General features: G+C 48.3%; 31 protein-coding genes. 1 reads left to right on the top strand and 30 read right to left on the bottom strand.

The annotated features are described in order from the left end of the window. Positions 1–13 precede the first annotated feature (13 nt). The 27 genes from ACFOSS_RS03305 to ACFOSS_RS03435 all read right to left on the bottom strand — a co-directional run bounded on the left by ACFOSS_RS03305 (position 14) and on the right by ACFOSS_RS03435 (position 16302). Positions 14–559 carry a M23 family metallopeptidase gene (locus ACFOSS_RS03305; protein WP_377150600.1) on the bottom strand — a complete coding sequence of 182 codons (546 nt, stop codon included), beginning with the start codon at positions 557–559 and terminating at the stop codon, positions 14–16. 510 nt (positions 560–1069) lie between these two features. After that, positions 1070–1459 (bottom strand): hypothetical protein, encoded by a 390-nt coding sequence (locus ACFOSS_RS03310; RefSeq protein WP_377150601.1) that lies wholly within the window; start codon positions 1457–1459, stop codon positions 1070–1072. Positions 1460–1517: 58 nt separating this feature from the next. Beyond that, entirely contained in the window at positions 1518–1823 is a 306-nt protein-coding gene (locus tag ACFOSS_RS03315) for a hypothetical protein (RefSeq protein ID WP_377150602.1), read from the bottom strand. A 98-nt stretch (positions 1824–1921) separates the two neighbouring features. Beyond that, a complete protein-coding gene (locus ACFOSS_RS03320) occupies positions 1922–2227 on the bottom strand; it encodes a hypothetical protein (RefSeq protein ID WP_377150603.1) in 306 nt (101 codons plus the stop codon). Between the two features lie 319 nt (positions 2228–2546). Next, positions 2547–2798, bottom strand: a complete 252-nt coding sequence (locus ACFOSS_RS03325) for a hypothetical protein (RefSeq protein WP_377150604.1) — start codon at positions 2796–2798, stop codon at positions 2547–2549. A 90-nt stretch (positions 2799–2888) separates the two neighbouring features. Next, positions 2889–3560: a hypothetical protein gene (locus ACFOSS_RS03330; RefSeq protein WP_377150605.1), complete on the bottom strand. Its 672-nt coding sequence runs from the start codon at positions 3558–3560 to the stop codon at positions 2889–2891. A gap of 81 nt (positions 3561–3641) precedes the next feature. Further along, complete coding sequence (locus ACFOSS_RS03335; RefSeq protein ID WP_377150606.1) at positions 3642–4169, bottom strand: hypothetical protein; 528 nt, start codon at positions 4167–4169, stop codon at positions 3642–3644. Between the two features lie 112 nt (positions 4170–4281). Next, a complete protein-coding gene (locus ACFOSS_RS03340) occupies positions 4282–4605 on the bottom strand; it encodes a hypothetical protein (protein ID WP_377150607.1) in 324 nt (107 codons plus the stop codon). A 360-nt stretch (positions 4606–4965) separates the two neighbouring features. After that, positions 4966–5292, bottom strand: a complete 327-nt coding sequence (locus tag ACFOSS_RS03345; RefSeq protein ID WP_377150608.1) for a hypothetical protein — start codon at positions 5290–5292, stop codon at positions 4966–4968. Positions 5293–5390: 98 nt separating this feature from the next. Then, positions 5391–5681, bottom strand: a complete 291-nt coding sequence (locus ACFOSS_RS03350) for a hypothetical protein (RefSeq protein WP_377150609.1) — start codon at positions 5679–5681, stop codon at positions 5391–5393. Next, the gene (locus tag ACFOSS_RS03355) at positions 5678–6073 is read right to left on the bottom strand and encodes a hypothetical protein (RefSeq protein ID WP_377150610.1); all 396 of its coding nucleotides are present in this window, start codon (positions 6071–6073) and stop codon (positions 5678–5680) included. The genes ACFOSS_RS03350 and ACFOSS_RS03355 overlap by 4 nt, the downstream gene beginning before the upstream one ends. An 82-nt stretch (positions 6074–6155) precedes the next feature. Next, entirely contained in the window at positions 6156–6548 is a 393-nt protein-coding gene (locus tag ACFOSS_RS03360) for a hypothetical protein (protein ID WP_377150611.1), read from the bottom strand. A 121-nt stretch (positions 6549–6669) separates the two neighbouring features. Further along, positions 6670–6933, bottom strand: coding sequence for a hypothetical protein (locus ACFOSS_RS03365; protein ID WP_377150612.1), 264 nt, complete (start codon positions 6931–6933; stop codon positions 6670–6672). A 379-nt stretch (positions 6934–7312) separates the two neighbouring features. Then, on the bottom strand, positions 7313–7867 hold the full coding sequence (locus ACFOSS_RS03370) for a transglycosylase domain-containing protein (RefSeq protein ID WP_377150613.1): 555 nt from the start codon (positions 7865–7867) through the stop codon (positions 7313–7315). A gap of 344 nt (positions 7868–8211) precedes the next feature. Further along, a complete protein-coding gene (locus tag ACFOSS_RS03375; RefSeq protein ID WP_377150614.1) occupies positions 8212–8694 on the bottom strand; it encodes a hypothetical protein in 483 nt (160 codons plus the stop codon). Positions 8695–8726: 32 nt separating this feature from the next. Continuing rightward, a complete protein-coding gene (locus tag ACFOSS_RS03380) occupies positions 8727–8978 on the bottom strand; it encodes a transposase (RefSeq protein WP_377150615.1) in 252 nt (83 codons plus the stop codon). Between the two features lie 108 nt (positions 8979–9086). After that, positions 9087–9332, bottom strand: coding sequence for a hypothetical protein (locus tag ACFOSS_RS03385; RefSeq protein WP_377150616.1), 246 nt, complete (start codon positions 9330–9332; stop codon positions 9087–9089). A 57-nt stretch (positions 9333–9389) separates the two neighbouring features. Beyond that, on the bottom strand, positions 9390–9752 hold the full coding sequence (locus ACFOSS_RS03390) for a hypothetical protein (RefSeq protein ID WP_377150617.1): 363 nt from the start codon (positions 9750–9752) through the stop codon (positions 9390–9392). Between the two features lie 89 nt (positions 9753–9841). After that, the gene (locus tag ACFOSS_RS03395) at positions 9842–10186 is read right to left on the bottom strand and encodes a hypothetical protein (RefSeq protein WP_377150618.1); all 345 of its coding nucleotides are present in this window, start codon (positions 10184–10186) and stop codon (positions 9842–9844) included. A 215-nt stretch (positions 10187–10401) separates the two neighbouring features. Next, a complete protein-coding gene (locus tag ACFOSS_RS03400) occupies positions 10402–11775 on the bottom strand; it encodes a hypothetical protein (protein ID WP_377150619.1) in 1374 nt (457 codons plus the stop codon). 343 nt (positions 11776–12118) lie between these two features. Beyond that, a complete protein-coding gene (locus ACFOSS_RS03405; RefSeq protein WP_377150620.1) occupies positions 12119–12397 on the bottom strand; it encodes a hypothetical protein in 279 nt (92 codons plus the stop codon). A 20-nt stretch (positions 12398–12417) separates the two neighbouring features. Further along, a complete protein-coding gene (locus ACFOSS_RS03410; RefSeq protein WP_377150621.1) occupies positions 12418–12711 on the bottom strand; it encodes a hypothetical protein in 294 nt (97 codons plus the stop codon). A 90-nt stretch (positions 12712–12801) separates the two neighbouring features. Further along, complete coding sequence (locus ACFOSS_RS03415; RefSeq protein ID WP_377150622.1) at positions 12802–13329, bottom strand: hypothetical protein; 528 nt, start codon at positions 13327–13329, stop codon at positions 12802–12804. An 88-nt stretch (positions 13330–13417) separates the two neighbouring features. Further along, positions 13418–13804, bottom strand: coding sequence for a hypothetical protein (locus tag ACFOSS_RS03420; RefSeq protein WP_377150623.1), 387 nt, complete (start codon positions 13802–13804; stop codon positions 13418–13420). Between the two features lie 89 nt (positions 13805–13893). After that, a complete protein-coding gene (locus ACFOSS_RS03425) occupies positions 13894–14604 on the bottom strand; it encodes a hypothetical protein (protein ID WP_377150624.1) in 711 nt (236 codons plus the stop codon). 794 nt (positions 14605–15398) lie between these two features. After that, positions 15399–15914, bottom strand: coding sequence for a hypothetical protein (locus ACFOSS_RS03430; protein WP_377150625.1), 516 nt, complete (start codon positions 15912–15914; stop codon positions 15399–15401). After that, positions 15886–16302, bottom strand: coding sequence for an Imm63 family immunity protein (locus tag ACFOSS_RS03435; protein ID WP_377150626.1), 417 nt, complete (start codon positions 16300–16302; stop codon positions 15886–15888). Before ACFOSS_RS03435 ends, ACFOSS_RS03430 begins: the two co-directional genes overlap by 29 nt. A 37-nt stretch (positions 16303–16339) precedes the next feature. On the opposite strand from ACFOSS_RS03435, the gene ACFOSS_RS03440 reads away from it, so the two are divergent. Continuing rightward, on the top strand, positions 16340–16732 hold the full coding sequence (locus ACFOSS_RS03440) for a hypothetical protein (RefSeq protein WP_377150627.1): 393 nt from the start codon (positions 16340–16342) through the stop codon (positions 16730–16732). Here ACFOSS_RS03440 and ACFOSS_RS03445 read toward each other — a convergent pair. From ACFOSS_RS03445 to ACFOSS_RS03455, 3 genes are all read right to left on the bottom strand, one after another. Beyond that, on the bottom strand, positions 16721–17287 hold the full coding sequence (locus ACFOSS_RS03445) for a hypothetical protein (RefSeq protein ID WP_377150628.1): 567 nt from the start codon (positions 17285–17287) through the stop codon (positions 16721–16723). The genes ACFOSS_RS03440 and ACFOSS_RS03445 overlap by 12 nt on opposite strands. A 109-nt stretch (positions 17288–17396) precedes the next feature. Then, positions 17397–17810, bottom strand: a complete 414-nt coding sequence (locus ACFOSS_RS03450; RefSeq protein ID WP_377150629.1) for a hypothetical protein — start codon at positions 17808–17810, stop codon at positions 17397–17399. 78 nt (positions 17811–17888) lie between these two features. Continuing rightward, positions 17889–18431, bottom strand: coding sequence for a hypothetical protein (locus tag ACFOSS_RS03455; RefSeq protein ID WP_377150630.1), 543 nt, complete (start codon positions 18429–18431; stop codon positions 17889–17891). Between the last annotated feature and the right edge of the window lie 85 nt (positions 18432–18516).

The raw sequence follows: 18516 nt of genomic DNA on the forward strand, positions 1-18516 counted from the left end.
CAGCGGACACCGTTCACTCTGCCTGTGCCGGGGAGCGGCTGCAGTCCGTGGCATGGCGCAGATAGGCGTCCGGGTTAAGGTAGAAAGCCTTTTTATAGCCCTGTGGTGCTCCATCCATGGCCCAGGGCGCCGGCAGCATTCGGACGATGGAATAGTGCAGATGGGGCGGTTTGCCTTTGGCGTTACCGCTGCTGCCGACAGTACCGAGCGGGCGTCCGCAAGCGACCAGGCTGAATGGCGCCACCGTGATGCTCTCCAGATGGGCGTAGTAATGCAGGCGCCACTTCGGGCCCAGCACGAGCACCACGTTGCCGCCGGCAGGAATGTGGCCGCGATACAACACCAGGCCATCGGTGGCGCTGATCACGGCACGGCCCCGACGGGCGAAGATGTCGATGCCCTTGTGTACGCCGGAGGGGCCCCATGGCCAGTGCCAGAATGTCTGTGCATTCCAGTCCTGCGTTGAGGCGCCGCTGACGGGAATGGCAATCCGCTCCGGGATCACAAACCCGGCACCGATGCACAGCAGCAAGATGGTGAGGGGAATCCGTATCTTCATTCTGATCGCATGTCCTGTGTGATCCGTCGTCGTGTCCGGCGTGCTGTGCCGTAGCCCGTTCCATGTCCACGCGGATAGAGATATCCGGGCGACCAAGCATACAAGACACACGCTGGATCATGCTGCACAGCGGCAAGAAATAATCGCCAATCGCTTTTCGATGCGGTGATGAATGCTGATGTTGCTGTCTGCTCGCGGCGGGGTTCAGTGCATGGCCTTGCCATGCCGCCGGCGTCGCCGCCGCAGCTCATGCGTGGCCCGTAGCGGGATCCCGGGCTCGCTAACGTGCAGCAGGGGCCAGCCACGCGCTCACCCACAGACCGTTGCCGGCCTTGCCGCCGATGGCACAGCGCCTTCGCGGACAGTGACCGCGCAGTGCCGTGCCATCACGGTTCCGGCGCAGGTAGCGAGCCGGATGAGAATGCGTTTGCCCACCTGATCGACGCCGGCTTGCGTGGCGGTTGCGGCATACCGGTGCGCGGACGTCATCCGTCATGGCCGGGCGTGAAATCAGGTCACTTTGTTAAAGATTTCCACCACGCCGCTATCGACATTGGTCATCTCCAGTTGGCCCTCCTTGATGCAGGCATCGGCTGTCCCCAGACCTTTAATGTCCAGACTGTAACAGTCCGCGCCACGCTTCTTGGCCTCATAGTCAAATTCGCCACTGCGTTCAAAGAGCTGGATTTTAATCTTCTCCTCGGTAATGGAGAGTCTGAGTTTATCCAGCGCGGCGAGCAGTATCTGCTCCTGCGCGGCCGTAACGCCATGTTCGTAGGCGCGTTGCATGAAAGCCTCTTTGTCGGGTTGCCATTCACCCAGCAGCGGAAACGTAAAATAGCCGGTGTAAATCTTGTAACCGGCAACAGCGAGGATGAGCAGGACGACGAGCTTTTTCATGTTGATCTCCTTATCGGGGTAACGGGGCTATGGCAGCGGCAACGACGGAGCCGGCCGGTCAATTCAGGTTTTTGATTTTCAGGCTCAGCGGTCGAAACCAGGAGCAGAGCCACAAGCCGAAGGCGGCGCAGGAGCCGAGCAGGGCGGTAAACAGCAGCGCCATGCCCAACCCGATGGCCGGCCCGGCGAACAGGGCACCCACACCGTGCAAGGGTTGGCCGTTCCAGGTGACAGTGTTGTAGCCAGACAGGGCGCAGATCCCCAGCAGCAAGCCCAGCGGCAGCAAGGTGGCGCCGAGGCCGACGAACCACAATTTATAGACTGTGCCTACGCTCAGGCGACGGGCGGTGACCGTTGAAAACATGGTGAAAATCCTTATTGGCTGTCAGTGAAGTGAAGGAGCTGCTCAGGGTTATGACCGCGGCCTGGCGCACGGTTATCATCGCCCGCCAGGCGGCGCGCTCAGGCGGCGAACAGGAACCAGGAGCCGATCAGAATTGTTAGCAGCGTGGCCAGCAGTGTCGCCAGTGCGAGTGGCTGGGATAGACAGCGCCGAGTGTGATATCGCCACAGGATCAGCAGCGCCGTGCCGCTCGCTAGCGCCAGTGCGATGGCATAGAGTCCGGCTCCCACCCACCAGGCCTCCGGCAGCAGGCCGTCGTTGAGCGGCGCCATCAATCCGTTCTGTACGCCATAGCCGAGCAGCGCCAGCAAATAGGCCAGTGTCAGGGCATTGCCGATGGCCAGGGCGTCGCGTGTCATGGTCATGTGTTGTGTGTCCGTGTTGAGTCAAGGTTGCAGCTTGAACAGGGCAGCGTGTTGCCCCGCCAGGTGTTGCTGGTGGTGATGTATCCGGGCACATCCGGTGTTGCCTTGTGGCGCGCTCAGGAGGTACGGGTTTTTGCCTCCATCACCCCGGGTGCATATCACGGCATGGCCATTCCAGCGGCATTTCCGCAACGGGACTATTGTGGTGACAGTCGCTGCTGGTTTGCTGGCAGTTGCTGCTGGTTTGCTGGCAGTTGCTGCTGGTTCGCTGGCAGTCGCTGCCGGCTAAGCCTGTTGCGTGTCTATTCGGGGCCATGCTTCACGCACCGAGGAGCACCAGATCGGTTGGCTGGATATATAAGCTGTTCTGGATCCGGTTATGGCAATGCAGGCCCAATTGCGCGATGGAGGTGTCAAATTGGATCAGCAGCCGGTTGCGCGGGTTGATTTCCGCGACAACGACACCGTGCTCACCAATTAATAACCAATAGTTTTCTTTGGGATCACACGCCTCGGTGGCAGCGAGGGTGCCATTAAACGAGATCAACCGGACCCGGCTGCCTAGATGCATATATCAATATCCATGAATAGAGTCAGATAGGGCACAGCGAATACTGTGCCAGCAGGACAAGACGCACTATCCCCCTGGTGAGGTCGCTCATCAGGGATGCGATATGACGGTCTCGGTTATTTTCTCTTGTTGACTGATGGCGTATTTTCGGAAAAAAGCACTATCTCCGACCTGTTCAATCGTGATTAAAAACTTGCCGTCACGACTCACCTTTGACTCGATGAGTTGATCGATATCTTTTGATATGACCTGGTAATGGCGGCCGTCGGGCGACGACAGCGCAAGCGTTCGTTGGTCGCTATCTGGTGCGGTTATTTCATACATGATGGCGATCGTGTCTCCAGAGTCACAAATTGAACTGGCACCAAGCGATGCACTTAGTTGCGTGATCCGTGCAATGGTTTGCTGGTTGGCGCCGAATAGCCACCAGTTTTCCATGGTAGTTAGCTGCGAAAATAAGATGTTTTTGGTGTCGGAGTGATAGCCGGAAGAAAATCCGGCCGAGCGCGGCTGCGTCTGCAACTCGATATAACTTATATCCGTGCCGCAAACATCATACGATTGCCCCAATCGCAAATCGAGCGCGGGTTCCTGATGCGATGAATCCTGCTGGTTATCAAAACTGAGGGTCTGTTTTTTTTCATGCGCAAATATACCATCTAATATGGCGATCACCGAGAATCCCAGCCCGCAAAGCAGCAGCAACAAGATCGCGATTGAATTAATTCGGTTGATCCAAATAAAGAATTTCGAGTTATCCATATTTTTTCCTGAAGTGATCATGAAATGACGGTAGGGTGGCGCCCCACTGCGGCGCAAATAACCGCACTATGGTGTGATATCTCACTGGTCGCCATTGCACCAGCCGGTACCAAATACAAAGTGTGTACTATCAATGGGTGAGGCACCCAGGGTAATGGGACAGCCGGTGCTGGCACTCAGCGGTCGATTATATTTCCCTATGGCATGGGTGTTGGCCGGTGTGCCAGGTTTTAATGCTAAGTGCTGCACAAATGAGTCAAGGTCGCCGGCAAAGACCCCATAAACCAGCGCATGAAAGTTTTTATATGGGTTGTCAAAGCTGAGGATGACTTCTTGAGTACTGGCGCCGTGAAAATGCAATGCGGGATCAAAACGTATGTGAATCACTTCGTCATAGCCGGCTGCGAGGTTTGCCTCAACTTCGATGCCTTCCTGTATTAATTGAGATCTCGGGAATTGCGACACCGCTCTTACGGATTCAAGTGGCTGATTCCCCATCAGGGCCAAATCGATTTGCCTGCGGATTGACGGTGCGGCATGCAGGGTGTCAGGACAGATAAAAAATAAAAAGAGGCACATGACGGCAATAGAATGCAGAGCGGTTTTCATAGGGTGTGAACCATTATTGGATGATTTCTCTGTGAGCCTTTCAGGCGCCGATACGCCGTCGTGCACGTCAGGTCTTATTCGACTGAGTTTGTTCTGCAACAGGCCTGCCGCGTTAATGCAAGCCGCGGTCTGGATCAACGCGGCAGGCGGTGATGACCGGGATCCCATCCTTGGGGCCCATATATTCGATACATGCTGTTCCCTTGATTTCACGCCGCAGCGTCCACAGCGAGCTACATTTTGCGGCCGCCTCTTCCCGTTGCACATATCCATCCTTGTTGTTATCTGTTTCGGCAATGGTTACCGGTATGTCGGCGCAGTAATATGAGAACCAGAAACCGTTCTTATCTGCTAGGTGAATGACAAACCGCCATGCGCCAGCCAGAAGCGTGCTGATACCAATCATGACAAGAAATACAAGGGTGATTTTTTTCATGTTACTCATCTGGTGTTAAATAGCAGTTCCGAATAGTCGCTCACTCACGACATTGACCCGGGTAGCGCTAAGCTGCCCTCTGCGCCAGGGATGGCGGTGGCGCCCCATGGATGGGTTGACGGCGTGTCAGCGTGTGCTTGCTTGTCGATGGCGCGCTATTAGGATCGGCTATTTGAATAACCTGCCCGATGAACGGTTCCGACAGGCCGGTGCAGTGAAACGCCGTACGGCTATGGGCCGGGTGAATAACGCGGATATGGCATCGTATTGCGCTGGCGGCGGCGAACGGACATAAAAAGGTGTTCGGCATCGGGGCATGATGTGTGGCGGTATCAGCTGCGCTGACAGTTCGGCAATACTTCATGCGCCAAGCGTGTTCAATAGGATAAAAAACAGCAGACCTACAAATACGACGGCTTCAAGCAGCGCGATGCCAAGCGCTTTGCATAGTCGCCAGACAATAACGCGCTCGGTCAGCGTGATGTAATGGAGCCTTGTCATAGTGGCGGTGAACAGGATGAGGCCAACCAGCGCAGGCCAGATGCTGCCTGGCAGCGCCTGGTTTTGCCTGACCAGATAGGCGCACAGCGTAACGGCAATAATGCAAAGTGCGAGCACGACAGCCCTGGCCAGCCGGCAGCTCGAAGAGCTCAGCGCCCAAGGTTGCGTTGATGAGACAGGGGCCATAGTGATCGCATCCTGACGTGGTGTATGGAACAGTCGTCCCGGGGTATGGGCGTTGTCGAACAGTGCGCTATGCCCGTTCAAATAAAAAATAACGCACATCAGCTGATGATTAACGCCAGCGGAGGTAACCCCAGGGTTAATTGCGCCTGTCTTGTCCTCAGATCGCCACGCCATGCGGTATAGACGAAAGTTGCAAGCCAAAACAGGGCCAGGCCATACAGGCTAATGCCTGCCAACTGGTTGAGATACTCCCACTGTTCCACGTTGCCAATCCCTGTCTTATCCATCGCCTGTTCGGCTTGCCATAGCAAAACCGTGAAGCTGGCGAGCAGCAGCATTTGCGTTAGCAACGAATAAATTAACAATCTGCGCAGGGGTGTCGGCATCATGGTTCGCAATCCGGGTGATGTGCAGTTAACCAGTCTGGTGAGCTATGGGTTGGCCTGAATAGTGGTTCCAGTCGTCGAACAGCAGGGTTCGGCGTATCTGGGTGGTGCTCGCTGTTGCACATAACATCGGATGTCCCGGGCATGATATAGAGCGGCAATGAGGCAATGTTACAGCGGGTGCGGTCAATGCCCGGGGTGGTGATGCTGTAGCCTGCCAGGGCCAATAGCAGGACATGATTATCCTGGATGGCCTGGCGCGCCATGGCCCGCGGGTCTTTTTTCAGCCACGCTTCAAGCTCACGCATGGCATTTTCTGTTTTGCTGTCACATGCGGCGGCGAAGAGCGGTGGTGAGAGTAACAGCAGCATGGGAATAAACAGGTACAGGCGCATGCGGGTCTCTACAATTGGCAAATAATAAATCGGCTGACGGCTTCAGCGCGCGTGCAAAAATGGCAGCCGCTGTGGGTGCATGTCATTCAAACTCGTCATAACACGGCAGAATGCTGAGCGTGAATATAATGGCCGGTATGATGGCCAGTAACATGGCTTTCATATTATGAATCACATATACCGACAGGCACCAGTTAATCAAAAGCAACGCATAATAGAGGTATATTCCTCTTTTTCGCCAAGTCCACACCTGGAATATGGCGTAGATGTTGGCAATGTAAGGAATTAAAATAAGCATCGACAGGTAAAATGGCAGCCAATATAAGTCAGGTAATACAAAAAGGTCGTGCCAGAATTGCACGCAGGTATTGATGGTGGCGCAAATTAAAACCAGAGTTAAGAATATAGGTCGGGTTCGCTCCTGATCATCCGGGTTGGCTTCCTCTTCGATGTGCTGGTTTCTGCTGGGCAGCATGACGGCTCCTTATTGCCTGAAATATTACCTGAAATATTACCCGATATATTGCTTGATATATTGCCGGATATATTGGTGCTGGCCACGCATCGCTATGCGTACCTTGCTCATAGGGTTAGCGCTACGCTGCCACCAGCAGTACCGCACTGGCATTTACTGTGCGGCTGTGCGTGACGTAGTCACCGTCTGACTCCAGGGTCGGCGGCAGTTCAAGGGCTATGCGCGCATCATCGTCAAGATAGGCCAGCGTAAGTGGCGCCTTGCATGCCGCCTGCAAAATGGCATAGGCGTCCGCAGTCAGATAGCTAAACCAGGTCTCATCCGGCTGGAGCATGGTCACCCGGTTTCCTGCGAACAGTTCACGTCCGTTAGCATCCAGATGCATGGGCTTTCCTTGCACAGCGTGCATTAACCCCTGCCGCGCAGGCGAGGGCCGCGATAAACAACGTTGCGTAGCGGCCTGATCCTCGCTCGCGCTTGAACACAGCTCGCAGCCGATCTGCTCATGCGTGCAGCCGTGCCGGTGGGTAACGCCTGCAGCAGGTGTCGTGAGCTGAAGTAGGGCCCGATCCCGATCATCAGACTGGGGCATGCCCGTACCGGCATGGCTGACACCCGACCGCTGGCATCATTGTTGCCAAATGGCTCGTGTGACCATGTTCCCATTCGAGGGCTACTGGTGTCAGTCAATGCGGTGTGCCTGGTGCCGTGTTGCCGGGCATCGGTGGTTGGGGCGCGGCCGGAAGATGCGGCGCGCCGTTGTACTATTTTGTCGAGCCATCCTGTGCCCTGGACAGCAGTTTATCCCTGCGTACCTTCAGCCGCTCAGGGTTGCGCTCAAAGATGCTGGGCGCCCAAAGGTAGGCAATCACGGTTGCGGCCTCTTGATCCGATAGTTCGTTGAGGGGCTTGGCGAACAGGTGTCGAGACATGGCGTTGAGACCCTGGCCTTGCCTGTTCCTTATCAGTGTTGAGTAGAGCCCGAGGATCTCCTCCTGGCTGAGGTGTAGCCGCACCAGTTGTTCCCAAAGCATGCTCCGCACAAGCGAATTGAGCGTGCCGCGACGCGGCAAATATCGACGGTGCAACTGCCAGGCGACCACTGCAGCAGGGGAGGCACCCTCCTGGAACTGCGCGAAGATATAGCGACGAATCATTGGCGGTGGCATCCGATCCTGCGGGTCTGCCTTTTCAAGCATGGCCTGCATATCATCCCGGTGGGGCCAGAAAACCAACGCGTCATAAACGATGAATGCCACGACGGGCAGCAGCATGAGCACAGCTAGCAGGCTGGCTATGGGTTTTAAGAGATGCTTCATATGGACCTGCATGTTCTGCTGCGTCGCGGGTGCCGCTTCTGCGCGCCTGCCTGAAATCCGGACAGGGCGCCGAGTTATCACCGTTTAGTAACGATATGCGCTGGGTTCACCATCAGCTCGGACACAGGACGACCGCTGTTGAGAAGCGGGCCTGCAGCGTCATGCTGCCGGCGTGAATTATTGTGCCCCCCACGGCGCCAGCTAACCGCGCGTGCATCGCGTGGATCCGTGCCATTAACGTTTGATGTGCGCGGGCGGGGATCCACAAGCGGAAGGCAACCCTCGGTGCCAACTTGGGCGGAACTCTCGGCGCAAAGGGCGGTACCCGGCGCAATAGGGCGGCCTCAATCATCGGCATGCCGCCATTCATGATGGGTGAAATCGTAATATTCTGTTTCAAACGGTACATAGGTGCTGGCATAAAAAAGAAACGGCCGTTGTTCTTGGCAGACGTAACTGCCCAATCCAAGCTGCGCCTTGAACGCAGGCGTGGAAATGCCGACATCTTCCAATTCGGCCGGACATTGACCATGCCGGGAAATATAAGCCTCGATTTTTTCGGAAACACCCAGGGAATAGCGTTGCGCAGACCGATACATGACAAGGTGGACGGAGAAAATGACCACTACTGCGACGAGCCAGACAATGGCTTTCGTAATTCTCAACTTTCTTTCACCAGGAAAGCGCAGGCATCGATAACCGGAGTATGCCCTCCATGGGATCAGAAACAGCAAAACAACAGCGAGCATGAATCCGCTATGCCTTTGCACAAGCAGCAGCATCACAATGACGCTCGCGAAGAGGGTAGCCATCAGACCATTACGCATTGAATATCTCATTGCCTCTAAATGGCCGCTCGCTAATAGCGCGCCATCGACAAGGAAGCCCACGCTGACTTGCCTTCAGGTTTCGGCTCTTTCTTGGCGGTAGGCATACCAAATTTTCCTTCACGATATTCTTTGCGCCAACGAGACAACATGAAGGGGTGAATGTCCAGAGCTTGCGCGACTTCTTTCACGGAGCGAGCCGGATCATGGCTCCACCGCACGGCCTTAACCTTGAACTCGATAGTGTATTTGTGAGTCCGTTTCCCAGTGATGTAAGCAGGCATCATTGACCTCAATTTCGGTTAGTGATGCGTGTCCACTAAAGCGGGGCAAGTCCACGAACGACTTAAACTATTTGTTAGCTGTAATTTAGTTAAAAGGTAGCATGGGTTTTATATCCATCTAAAAACTGTTTTTAGTAGTGGCAGGCCAAAAGAATAAATAATTGTTATACCTTGAAGTGTTATTCCAAAGCCTGCAATTAAAACCAAAGTCGTGCCACGAATAAGCGCATTGTCAGCGGAAGATGTTTCGGATTGTTGTTTCGCCCATTTCATATAGAAGTGAAAAAGGAAGAATCCTCCGAATGTCATGCAAAGACCAACCAAGGTATAAAATACATCGTCAAACTCTGCCATGGATACCTCTTATTTATGCTTGTGCCTATCAGTTTATTGTCGGCATTGTATCCGCATTCAAATTTTATTACAGGGCCCATGGTTGATACACCAAACAATCCAACGTGGTTTGGCTTGAACATCGAATAAATGAAGTGAACCCCCAGCGATGATCAGCAAAGCAATGATGATTAATATAAATCTGATATCATTGCGTTTCTTTAATAACAATTTAGAACCGGCATCTTCGCAAGCTTTTCCAAAAATAATGGATTTATAAACCCCAAACATTCCACTATAAATGTCAATCGGGTTTGGCTCATTCCATTGATTCCAATGGATAGGCGTCTCATCTTTCCAATGCTTCACAAAGCCATTTATGCTTATAAAAAGAGCATAGAACGCGAGAAGCAACAAAATAAGAACTAATGCGGGTAACAAGAAAACCTCACGACAGCTAACATTTTAGTTATGGGGCGCGCGGCTTTATGCGCGTCCCAGTGAGCGAAGCGAACGACTTAAACTATTGGTTAGGCGCCGATGCGGACATTAGCTAGCCTTTTCATGGCTTCTACTGAGCCAAAGCGCCCTGCTTTTATATACGAATCGAGTTTCGCGTCTTCATCTGAGCACAACTTCCCGAGTATTTCGTATGCGATTACGCGATGAGGCTCTATGAGACGGTTGTGCTTATCCAGAAGAATACGCTCTTCTTCGTCGCACTCATGCCCATCAAGGGCCCAATAAGCATAGAAGTCGTTGTACTTCTCGCAAAACTCAGAGAAGGACAGTTCGCCAGCAACGCATTGACGAACCAGTGCATCGTGCTGTGCAATGGTTTTTAGTAAATAGTCCTCGGATTCGAACGTGGTCATTAGTGAGCGCCTAACATTTTAGTTATGGGGCGCGCGGCTTTATGCGCGTCCCAGTGAGCGAAGCGAACGACTTAAACTATTTGTTGTGCCGTTGCGATAAACATATAAGTGCTTACTGTTTCAGTAATAACATAAATTGGCTTGAATATATTGCTAGCCTAGAAAAACAAAGTGTCAGCATCATGCAAAAAATTTAAGACTCTTAGTTGTGTTCTTTATAAGTATTTCAAAGTTGCTTTGCAAACTCCAGAAATCCTGTTAGTTGCGCCAAATACTTTGTCGTATTCAACTTTAATTAAGTGAGAAATTTTACTGCCTTGAAGGTTCAAATAATGGATGTCACTCAACATCTTTGAGTAACAACCCTCATTGTCAGAAGAAAATTGATATAGAGTGTGAATATGTGTTGGGATAATTTCCGCTAGCTTGCGTACTATTTCTTTGTCACGCTTAATTTGTTCTAAAGTTATTTTTTCTGAGAGGTCTTCGAGAACAATTCGACTAAGATACAAATGAGCATGCTCCGGTCTTAAATCGCTTTTGTTGTAGCACCCAGAAAGTGTACCTAGAAGATATAAATCAAAAGACAACTTTTCGCTCTTGCTAAGTAGTTCACGTTTTGCAAGTAACCAGGGCACATAACTTCTCACTTTATCTCGTTCTTTGGGCTTGCATACTGATGATGCCCATACGTTTAATTTGAAATTATTACTATCTCCCCACGAGACAACACTATTAATCAAGCTGGACCGAACTGCCCTGCTTGAATAATTAATGACATTATGCATTCCCTTGTAGTCAGATATATATATCCTTGTTTTGTTTTTTTTGGAGTAATCGAAAGCAAGCTTCATGTTTGCAGCCGCTCTATCAAGATTTTTGAATATTAGTGTGATTTTCCATGATGGCACCATAGTCCATATTGCTTTATCTCGCTGCAAAAATAAACCATTTTTTATGTCATTAATTTTTATTTGATTGTCGAAAAAATTCACCGTCTCCGGATGCATAGCAAGAAAATGATCTGTACCCAAGCTGGCCAAAACTACAGTATTTGGATTTTCCACCCAGGATGAAATGAGCTTGGCAAGATCGACTGCTCGTCGTTTAGAGTTGCCACGCAGAATAAGATTGGTCTCTAAACAATCGAGATCTCTATGTGGACATTTCTTTAGAGTCGTTCCGAGGGCTGCATTTTCAATATATGAATTAGCCAATGTGCAATCATTGTTTTTTTCACATTCTTTGCTCTTGTCAGCTTCATATAGATTAAGCGCATTATCTAATAAAAAATCAAACGGCTGCTTTTTATTGGACGGCATAACCGTAACGCCATTCTCAAAGGCAATTCTAGCCTCTTTATCACAAAACATAAGTCTTTTTTCATTAAACAAGAATGACCATAATTTTTCATTATTTGTTAACTTCTTGAGCGTGTTGCTTGCATTTTCATAGTCATGTTTGTAATCAAAAAAATCACCACAAGACTGTTTTTCTCCTATCAAAACTAAATCGACATTTTTAACATCATGTGCGCTGCACTCAAAACATAAAATAGTAAACAACAAAAATGAAACTGTACGAATCACATTTTAACTCCCAGATGTTTATGCTCGGAATGGAATTTTAAAAATTCTGCTTTATGTGTGTTACTGTTTATGATGTTTGTTTTTTGCAAAGATACAGTTAAACTAGCATCGAAATTCTCAGTGTTTGCCATTTTTATCTCTGGCTTCTACTTATAATGAAAAATAATTTATGGTTTATAACTATTCACGCAATCACTTACACATGGGACAACATTTTAGTTATGGGGCGCGAGGCTTTATGCGCGTCCCAGTGAGCGAAGCGAACGACTTGAACTATTTGTTAGGCATAGCCACATCTGCAGCCGCACCGATTGACCTAAAGGTTAGAGATATAAGTCGGGGTTTAAACTTCGGCGCTAGGGAAGTTGATGGATACCCAACTTTCGAATTCAGCTATTGTAGCTACTATGCGCTGCGATTTAGTTTCTGGTTCATAGAGAGATAGAGCCTCTCCACGAGAAATCCGAGATTGAAGCACTCGCAACTTGGCTTCAAGCCAGCCAACAGAACTTGCTGCATCGTAACTATGAGCGTCAGTAAATTTGAAAAATAACTCTTGGTTCACTTTACCACTTGCGGCAAGTTTAGAATCCAGCTGTCTGTTATATGCGATGGCATCCATGAAAATCCCTGATTTTTTATTTATTGGCGGGCATTGGTAATAAATTCATCCCTCGAGATATATATTTTGAAAGTAACCTCGAATTGCATTGTCCACTTAAGTAAAAGATCTTTAAGTTCAGTTTTTAAGGCGTCTGGAACATCTAGGTTATACAGCCATATACCAATGGTTTTCACATCGGTAGGCAAATCCTCACAGTCGATGTTTAGCTTATACACCCCATTTTTTACCGATAAAGCGTGGGTATACATATGAATATTTCTATTCAGTGATATCTCCCACCCATCAAGCGTTTCCTTAAGGTTTCGTTCCATCTGGTCTTCTTTGCTGCCTAACATTTTAGTTATGGGGCGCGCGGCTTTATGCGTGTCCCAGTGAGCGAAGCGAACGACTTAAACTTTTTGTTAGGCAAAATATGCAGGATGATATTTAGGGCAAATGTAGTGCTTTGTATCAATTGGTGGGTCAACCCGCTCTAGATTTGAGCCAAGTAGCAATTTCTCAATGATCTCAGCAGAAGCAACATCTGCTTCCGTTACTTGGTAGTTTTCTCCGATGGATATCTTTACTACGCCTCCCGCGCACCAAATAAACACGTTTTGGTCAGAGATGTCGCTATGTCCAGGTTGTTGAACCCATTCGGTGTCGGCGATTAGTGACGGGAATTTGTTAAAATCACCTCCGCTGTAAGAAACACCGGATTGAGGCTGAGGAGGCCGCTCTGTGTACTTAGTTAAATTTATGCCGAGCAAGTTCAGAAAGTTTTCAAGTTCCTGTAGCGAGGCGTACCGATATGCAACATCTAATGAGTCTCCATCGTTTGTATGGCCACCATATGCGCGGAAAAATCGAAATAAGCTAAGCCTCTTGGCCCATGACCGAAGAGTTTCTTCTGGGTGTGACTCAAGAAGATATCGCGTCCACAAATCCATATTATTTTTGCCTAACGTTTGGTTAAGGGGCGGGCTTTAGCCCGTCCCAGAGAGCGAAGCGAACGATTTGAACCACTAGTTAGCTGCGTTACTTGGATGGATCAAACATCTTGGCTACTTCATCCCATTTCAGCTCATGATCCTCAACGGCCACATGCCAGTCACACCCAGGAATTGCAACGCGAATTTCTGATAGGCATTTACACCAATGCTGCACTCCAACCCAAGTGGCATCCTCTAGATTATCGGGTAGTTTAGTAGAGCCAGAAAAGACAATACCCTTCTTGAAAAAGCCACTTGGCTTGGAATTAACAGTAAAATCAAAAGACTCCCAATTCATACCGGCGCCAGTAGCAAGTAGTTGTTCAATCTGTTCGTCAACGGAGTGACGGCTAGCTACCGAATTGACGGAGGTTACCTCGCTTAAAGTGAGAGGTGCTTTACGTTTTGCAGTGTAGTAGATGGAAATCGTCAAGATACCCCCTGAGCAGCTAACATTTTAGTTATGGGGCGCGCGGCTTTATGCGCGTCCCAGTGAGCGAAGCGAACGACTTAAACTATTTGTTATGATTTATCATCTTCTTGGAACAACTTTAACCTATCCAGCCAGGAGTTATATTCCAAGTCGCTTTTGAAAGCCAGTGCAGCCTCCACTGCAGTTCTGTTAGCCCCGCCACGTTCGAATACATAGGCTTTAGTCAAATGCCTGCTACTATGAATGACAATCAAAATGACACTACCTGTTTTGTTTTTTATAAATCTAACTTCATCAGCATTATTAAAGTCACGGACCATTGTGAAGGGAAGAAAAATTAAATTGCTTATATCAAACTTGCCAGTGACATGGTCAAAGCGCCCCAAATATTCATGCCACGAATAAGTTGAGGTTAAATAATTACACTCTATTATTTCTTGTGCGGTTTCATAGATGTATGATCTTGGTTTGAAAACATGAACGGCCGGCATTCCTGGCGTGGAGTGCACTGAAAGTGGAACCTTCAGCTCTTTGATTTTCCGCCTCCCGATTGTTGCATTTAACACATCAACCATTCCAAAAACGTTGGTTTTCTCAGAGTAATAGAAACCCCTTGCAGTTATTTCATTTAGGTTTCGAGAGGCGTTAAATATTTGCTCCACCTCTGATTGTTTATAGTTGCCTTCTCTAACTACAGCTAACCCGCATGGATCTAAAATGTCTGCCGCATAAACCTCGTCACAAAAAACGAAAGATAACAAGCATAACAGCGAGATAAAAGCCTTATACAATAATTCCACCTGTTTTTGCTCCGGTAATCTTTTATTACACAGCTATAATTTATTTAGCCAATGGAATGAACGTTCGTTGTTATTAAGCAAATTTCTCATGCTATATCGGTGATAAAAATGTAGTTTGCTATGTAATCGGAACTGGTCATAACGTCTATTTAACCGGCTGGCCTGTGCCAACCTGCGAATGATAAACCGGCAGCTTAAGGCCAGTCCGATTGAAATTTTTGTTGTGCCAGAACTGAGGCTATCTATGTCAGTCGCTTAGATAAAGGGTAAGGATCGTCATAGACTCGCACAATCGGTTCTTGGCTTGCCAAGATGCAAAGACAATAGTCATTTGTAGGGATTACGAACTCATAATATGCACCTACAGAACTTGACACGGAAAGAACGCCACTAACTTCGTTTTGCAACCAGCCATCTTCGACTATTTTGTATATGCAGTGACCTGTTCGGAATTGGTTTGACTCCCAATACCTAATAAGGTCTCCCTCATCGAGACATCGGAAGCCCCTGACTTCTGGAAAAAAAACCTCAAAAAAAGACGGTTTATTCGTCCCAACCTCAAATCCGGTGATGACAGCACGGAGACCTGTGCGGGTATATGTGAGCTCATATACATCGTGAGCTTCAAAAATTGGATCTATTGGTTCAGCTTTCATAGGCACAACATTTTAGTTATGGGGCGCGCGGCTTTATGCGCGTCCCAGTGAGCGAAGCGAACGACTTGAACTATTTGTTATGATAAAGGTTTGTGGAATATGAAAGCTTGCAACTGCTTGTGTGTTTTTTAAATGATATTAATCAGGAATTTCATATTTCTCGATGACTTCCTCGAGCAATCCTCTAAAATAATAGAAAATGACAAATGAAGCCAAAGACTCGATAAATAATAAAATACTGGCATCAAAAATCAATGCATTTATAAAGTACGGAATCTGGCCGGCGTATATTATTAAAATAAAATCATGAAACCACTTTGTTTCTTTCCAAAGGAAATTGAAATAGTCACTTCTAATAGATAACAACAGTATTACAAGAAGCAAGGATGTGTAAATATATTCTGACCCAAGAATGCAAACCTGAATTGCAGTCGGGTAAATTGACATCGCAAGTAGAAAGCGGCCAGCATTGTAAGATGACGGAAATGGTGAGCTTTTGTATTTGTCCATGACTGTTCGCGAACTCAATTTGGGAAAACAATCTGTTTGTGAGTGTTCATAACGCTTCAATAACCGGCGCAGCTTTGCTGCGTCCGGCGCCGAAGGCGCGAAGTTGATTGACTTGTTAAATGCTGTCATTAAACGGGTGCTCACTTAACACCTGCATTAGCTCTGCTTCTTTGCGAGATGCCCATTCATGGTTAACAGATTTCAAGAGCTCGACTTCTTTTTTGAACCATAGGCGCCTAGAATCTTGGCCTTCTAATCTGTTTTTAAGCTCCCAAGTTCTAGCAAGGTCTCCAACATCACCTTCGACGAACCAGTAAATGATGTCATCGAGATTCTTAGTTTTCAGACGCTCATATTCTGATCCTCTTTCTGTAACTACAAAATGGTACTCATCTCCAATTATTTCGACATGTGGTGCGCCAGAATGCGTAGGTGAACTGGCGACAGCAAATAAATAAGAAGGCTTGCTGTCACCACAAAGCTGCTTTCCAATCCGTGCTACTTCTTTTTGAACGTACTCGATACTTTTCATAGGCATTTAACATTTTAGTTATGGGGCGCGCGGATTTATGCGCGTCCCAGTGAGCGAAGCGAACGACTTGAACTATTTGTTGTGTGCCGCACGGAGCTGGATAAAACCACCGCTACTATGGCCCACGGTTATTGCTGGTTACTGCTCGGCTGAAAACAACACGCCAGAAATAACCACGGTGGTGACCGTACCCCTGGAATTTAAACTGCAGGCAGGTTGGCCGGAGCGCGGAGCGGAAGATATTAACCAGCGCCCATTACCACCATGTTCTAATACTCACCGCAACATGGCAGCCTACTATTTTCGTCAGCGCACGCCGCCAAATAATCAGATAACCGATTACATACAACATTTTAGTTATGGGGCGCGCGGCTTTATGCGCGTCCCAGTGAGCGAAGCGAGCGACTTAAACTATTTGTTATGGCACTGAACACACGAAAACAGGCTGCACGTGACTGAAATACAGACCTTCAATATCGAATGAACTAATAAAAGGATCTGTACAGCCCTGAACTCTATAAAGATAAGTGATTTTGCATATTAAATGAGCCGCTAGCTTTATAATGTCGCTATAGTGTAATTTCTTCGCGCTTGATTCATAAGCATATCTGCTTCTAGTAAATAGATCTCTATGGGACTTTAGAATTTCAACATCGTCCGAGTCGAACAAAAATGCTTTGATTTTTTCTGGTAATACATTATAGAGCTCTATCAGATCGTGTCCGTCGGCCCTCTTTGGAAGGACATCGGCTTTGTCAAATTTATAAGTTTCATTTAACTTCCCATGATTGCCAGATACTGTCACATGGAAACTTTTTAATAGAATTTCGATGGATAGAGCACACATTACTGTTTGTATCCCCATTCTTTGATGGGGCGAGGTTGTACAAATCATGTAATAGTCATACGCGCTCTCTACCATGTAAGGCCTAAACTCAATGGGATCTATTCCATCGGTATCTAGACATAACTCAATGACTCCCATGAATGTTCCTTCTGTGCCATAACGATTTGTTTAACCGGCTGGCTGCAACCGGTATTGAATAAATAGCGGATGCTTATAGCCAGTCCGGTGTTGAAACTTTTGTTGGGCATCAGTCTTCATCTTGAAACCATATGCATAGATGAATGTTGCCTGATGGATTGATTATTATCAGTCCCGAGTCGAAAGTTGATTCTGTAAGTGGGTTCCAGCTTTCACCTTGTGCGAAATTACCGTTTGAAAAGTATCTACAATCAGTCTGCTCATATTCGGATAAAATCTCTTCTGCCAGCAAAACAGCTTCATGTCTAGGCATGCATTCATGCCCATAAGCCATGTCTTTCCATAAAAGAGAACTTAATATTTCTAGGGCTGTATCTCTATCATATTCAATTAGTAGCGACTCATCAGTGGTGAGTCCGAATTTTTCCAACAGACGAGAAATGGCGCCTGTAGTTTCATAGACAACAGCGTAACGAAGCTCTCCGCAATTACGTGCTGTGATAAGTGAGATGGGTGTAATCATGATGCCCAACATTTTAGTTATGGGGCGCGCGGCTTTATGCGCGTCCCAGTGAGCGAAGCGAACGACTTAAACTATTTGTTAGACCGATTTTTCAAAATTAAACCCGCGAAGTCTAAGAGACGCACACACTTTATCAATTACTGAATCGCTCTCGCCATCGGATATGAAGTACTGACCATTCTGAATTGCTTGATAGCCACTGGGAAGTCCGAAAATTGGTGGGTCGTAGTTTTTCACAGAGCCTTCAAGATAATAATTCCAATCGCTTGGTCCCGCAGGCTTATTCGAAAACACAATCTCGAACTGACGCAACCATTTGGCAAAAGCTGTCTTGATTTTGTGTAGCTCTGGAAATTGCTCCTTCAGCGTGGCAGCAAGGAAGTGAACTTCGCCAACAGACCAAAGCGTTCCTCGTACTAGGCGAGGGAGATAAAGCGTTGCAACGGGCGAGAGCTTAGTATTTATCTCGCCAGACGCGGTGTATGTAAGAGGACCGAGTGCGCGGAAGTAAAGGACAATCGCTCTTTCTGTTTCGGTTTCTTCCGGCGGGCTAGGCAGATCCTGGAACCATTGGCGCACTGCACTAATAATTGCTGGATCTTCAATAAAACGGTAGGTCATGCTCATAGTCTTTGGTCTAACATTTTAGTTATGGGGCGCGCGGCTTTATGCGCGTCCCAGTGAGCGAAGCGAACGACTTAAACTA

The sequence above is a fragment of the Pseudaeromonas sharmana genome (assembly GCF_042649925.1).
Taxonomy (GTDB): Bacteria; Pseudomonadota; Gammaproteobacteria; order Enterobacterales; family Aeromonadaceae; genus Pseudaeromonas; species Pseudaeromonas sharmana.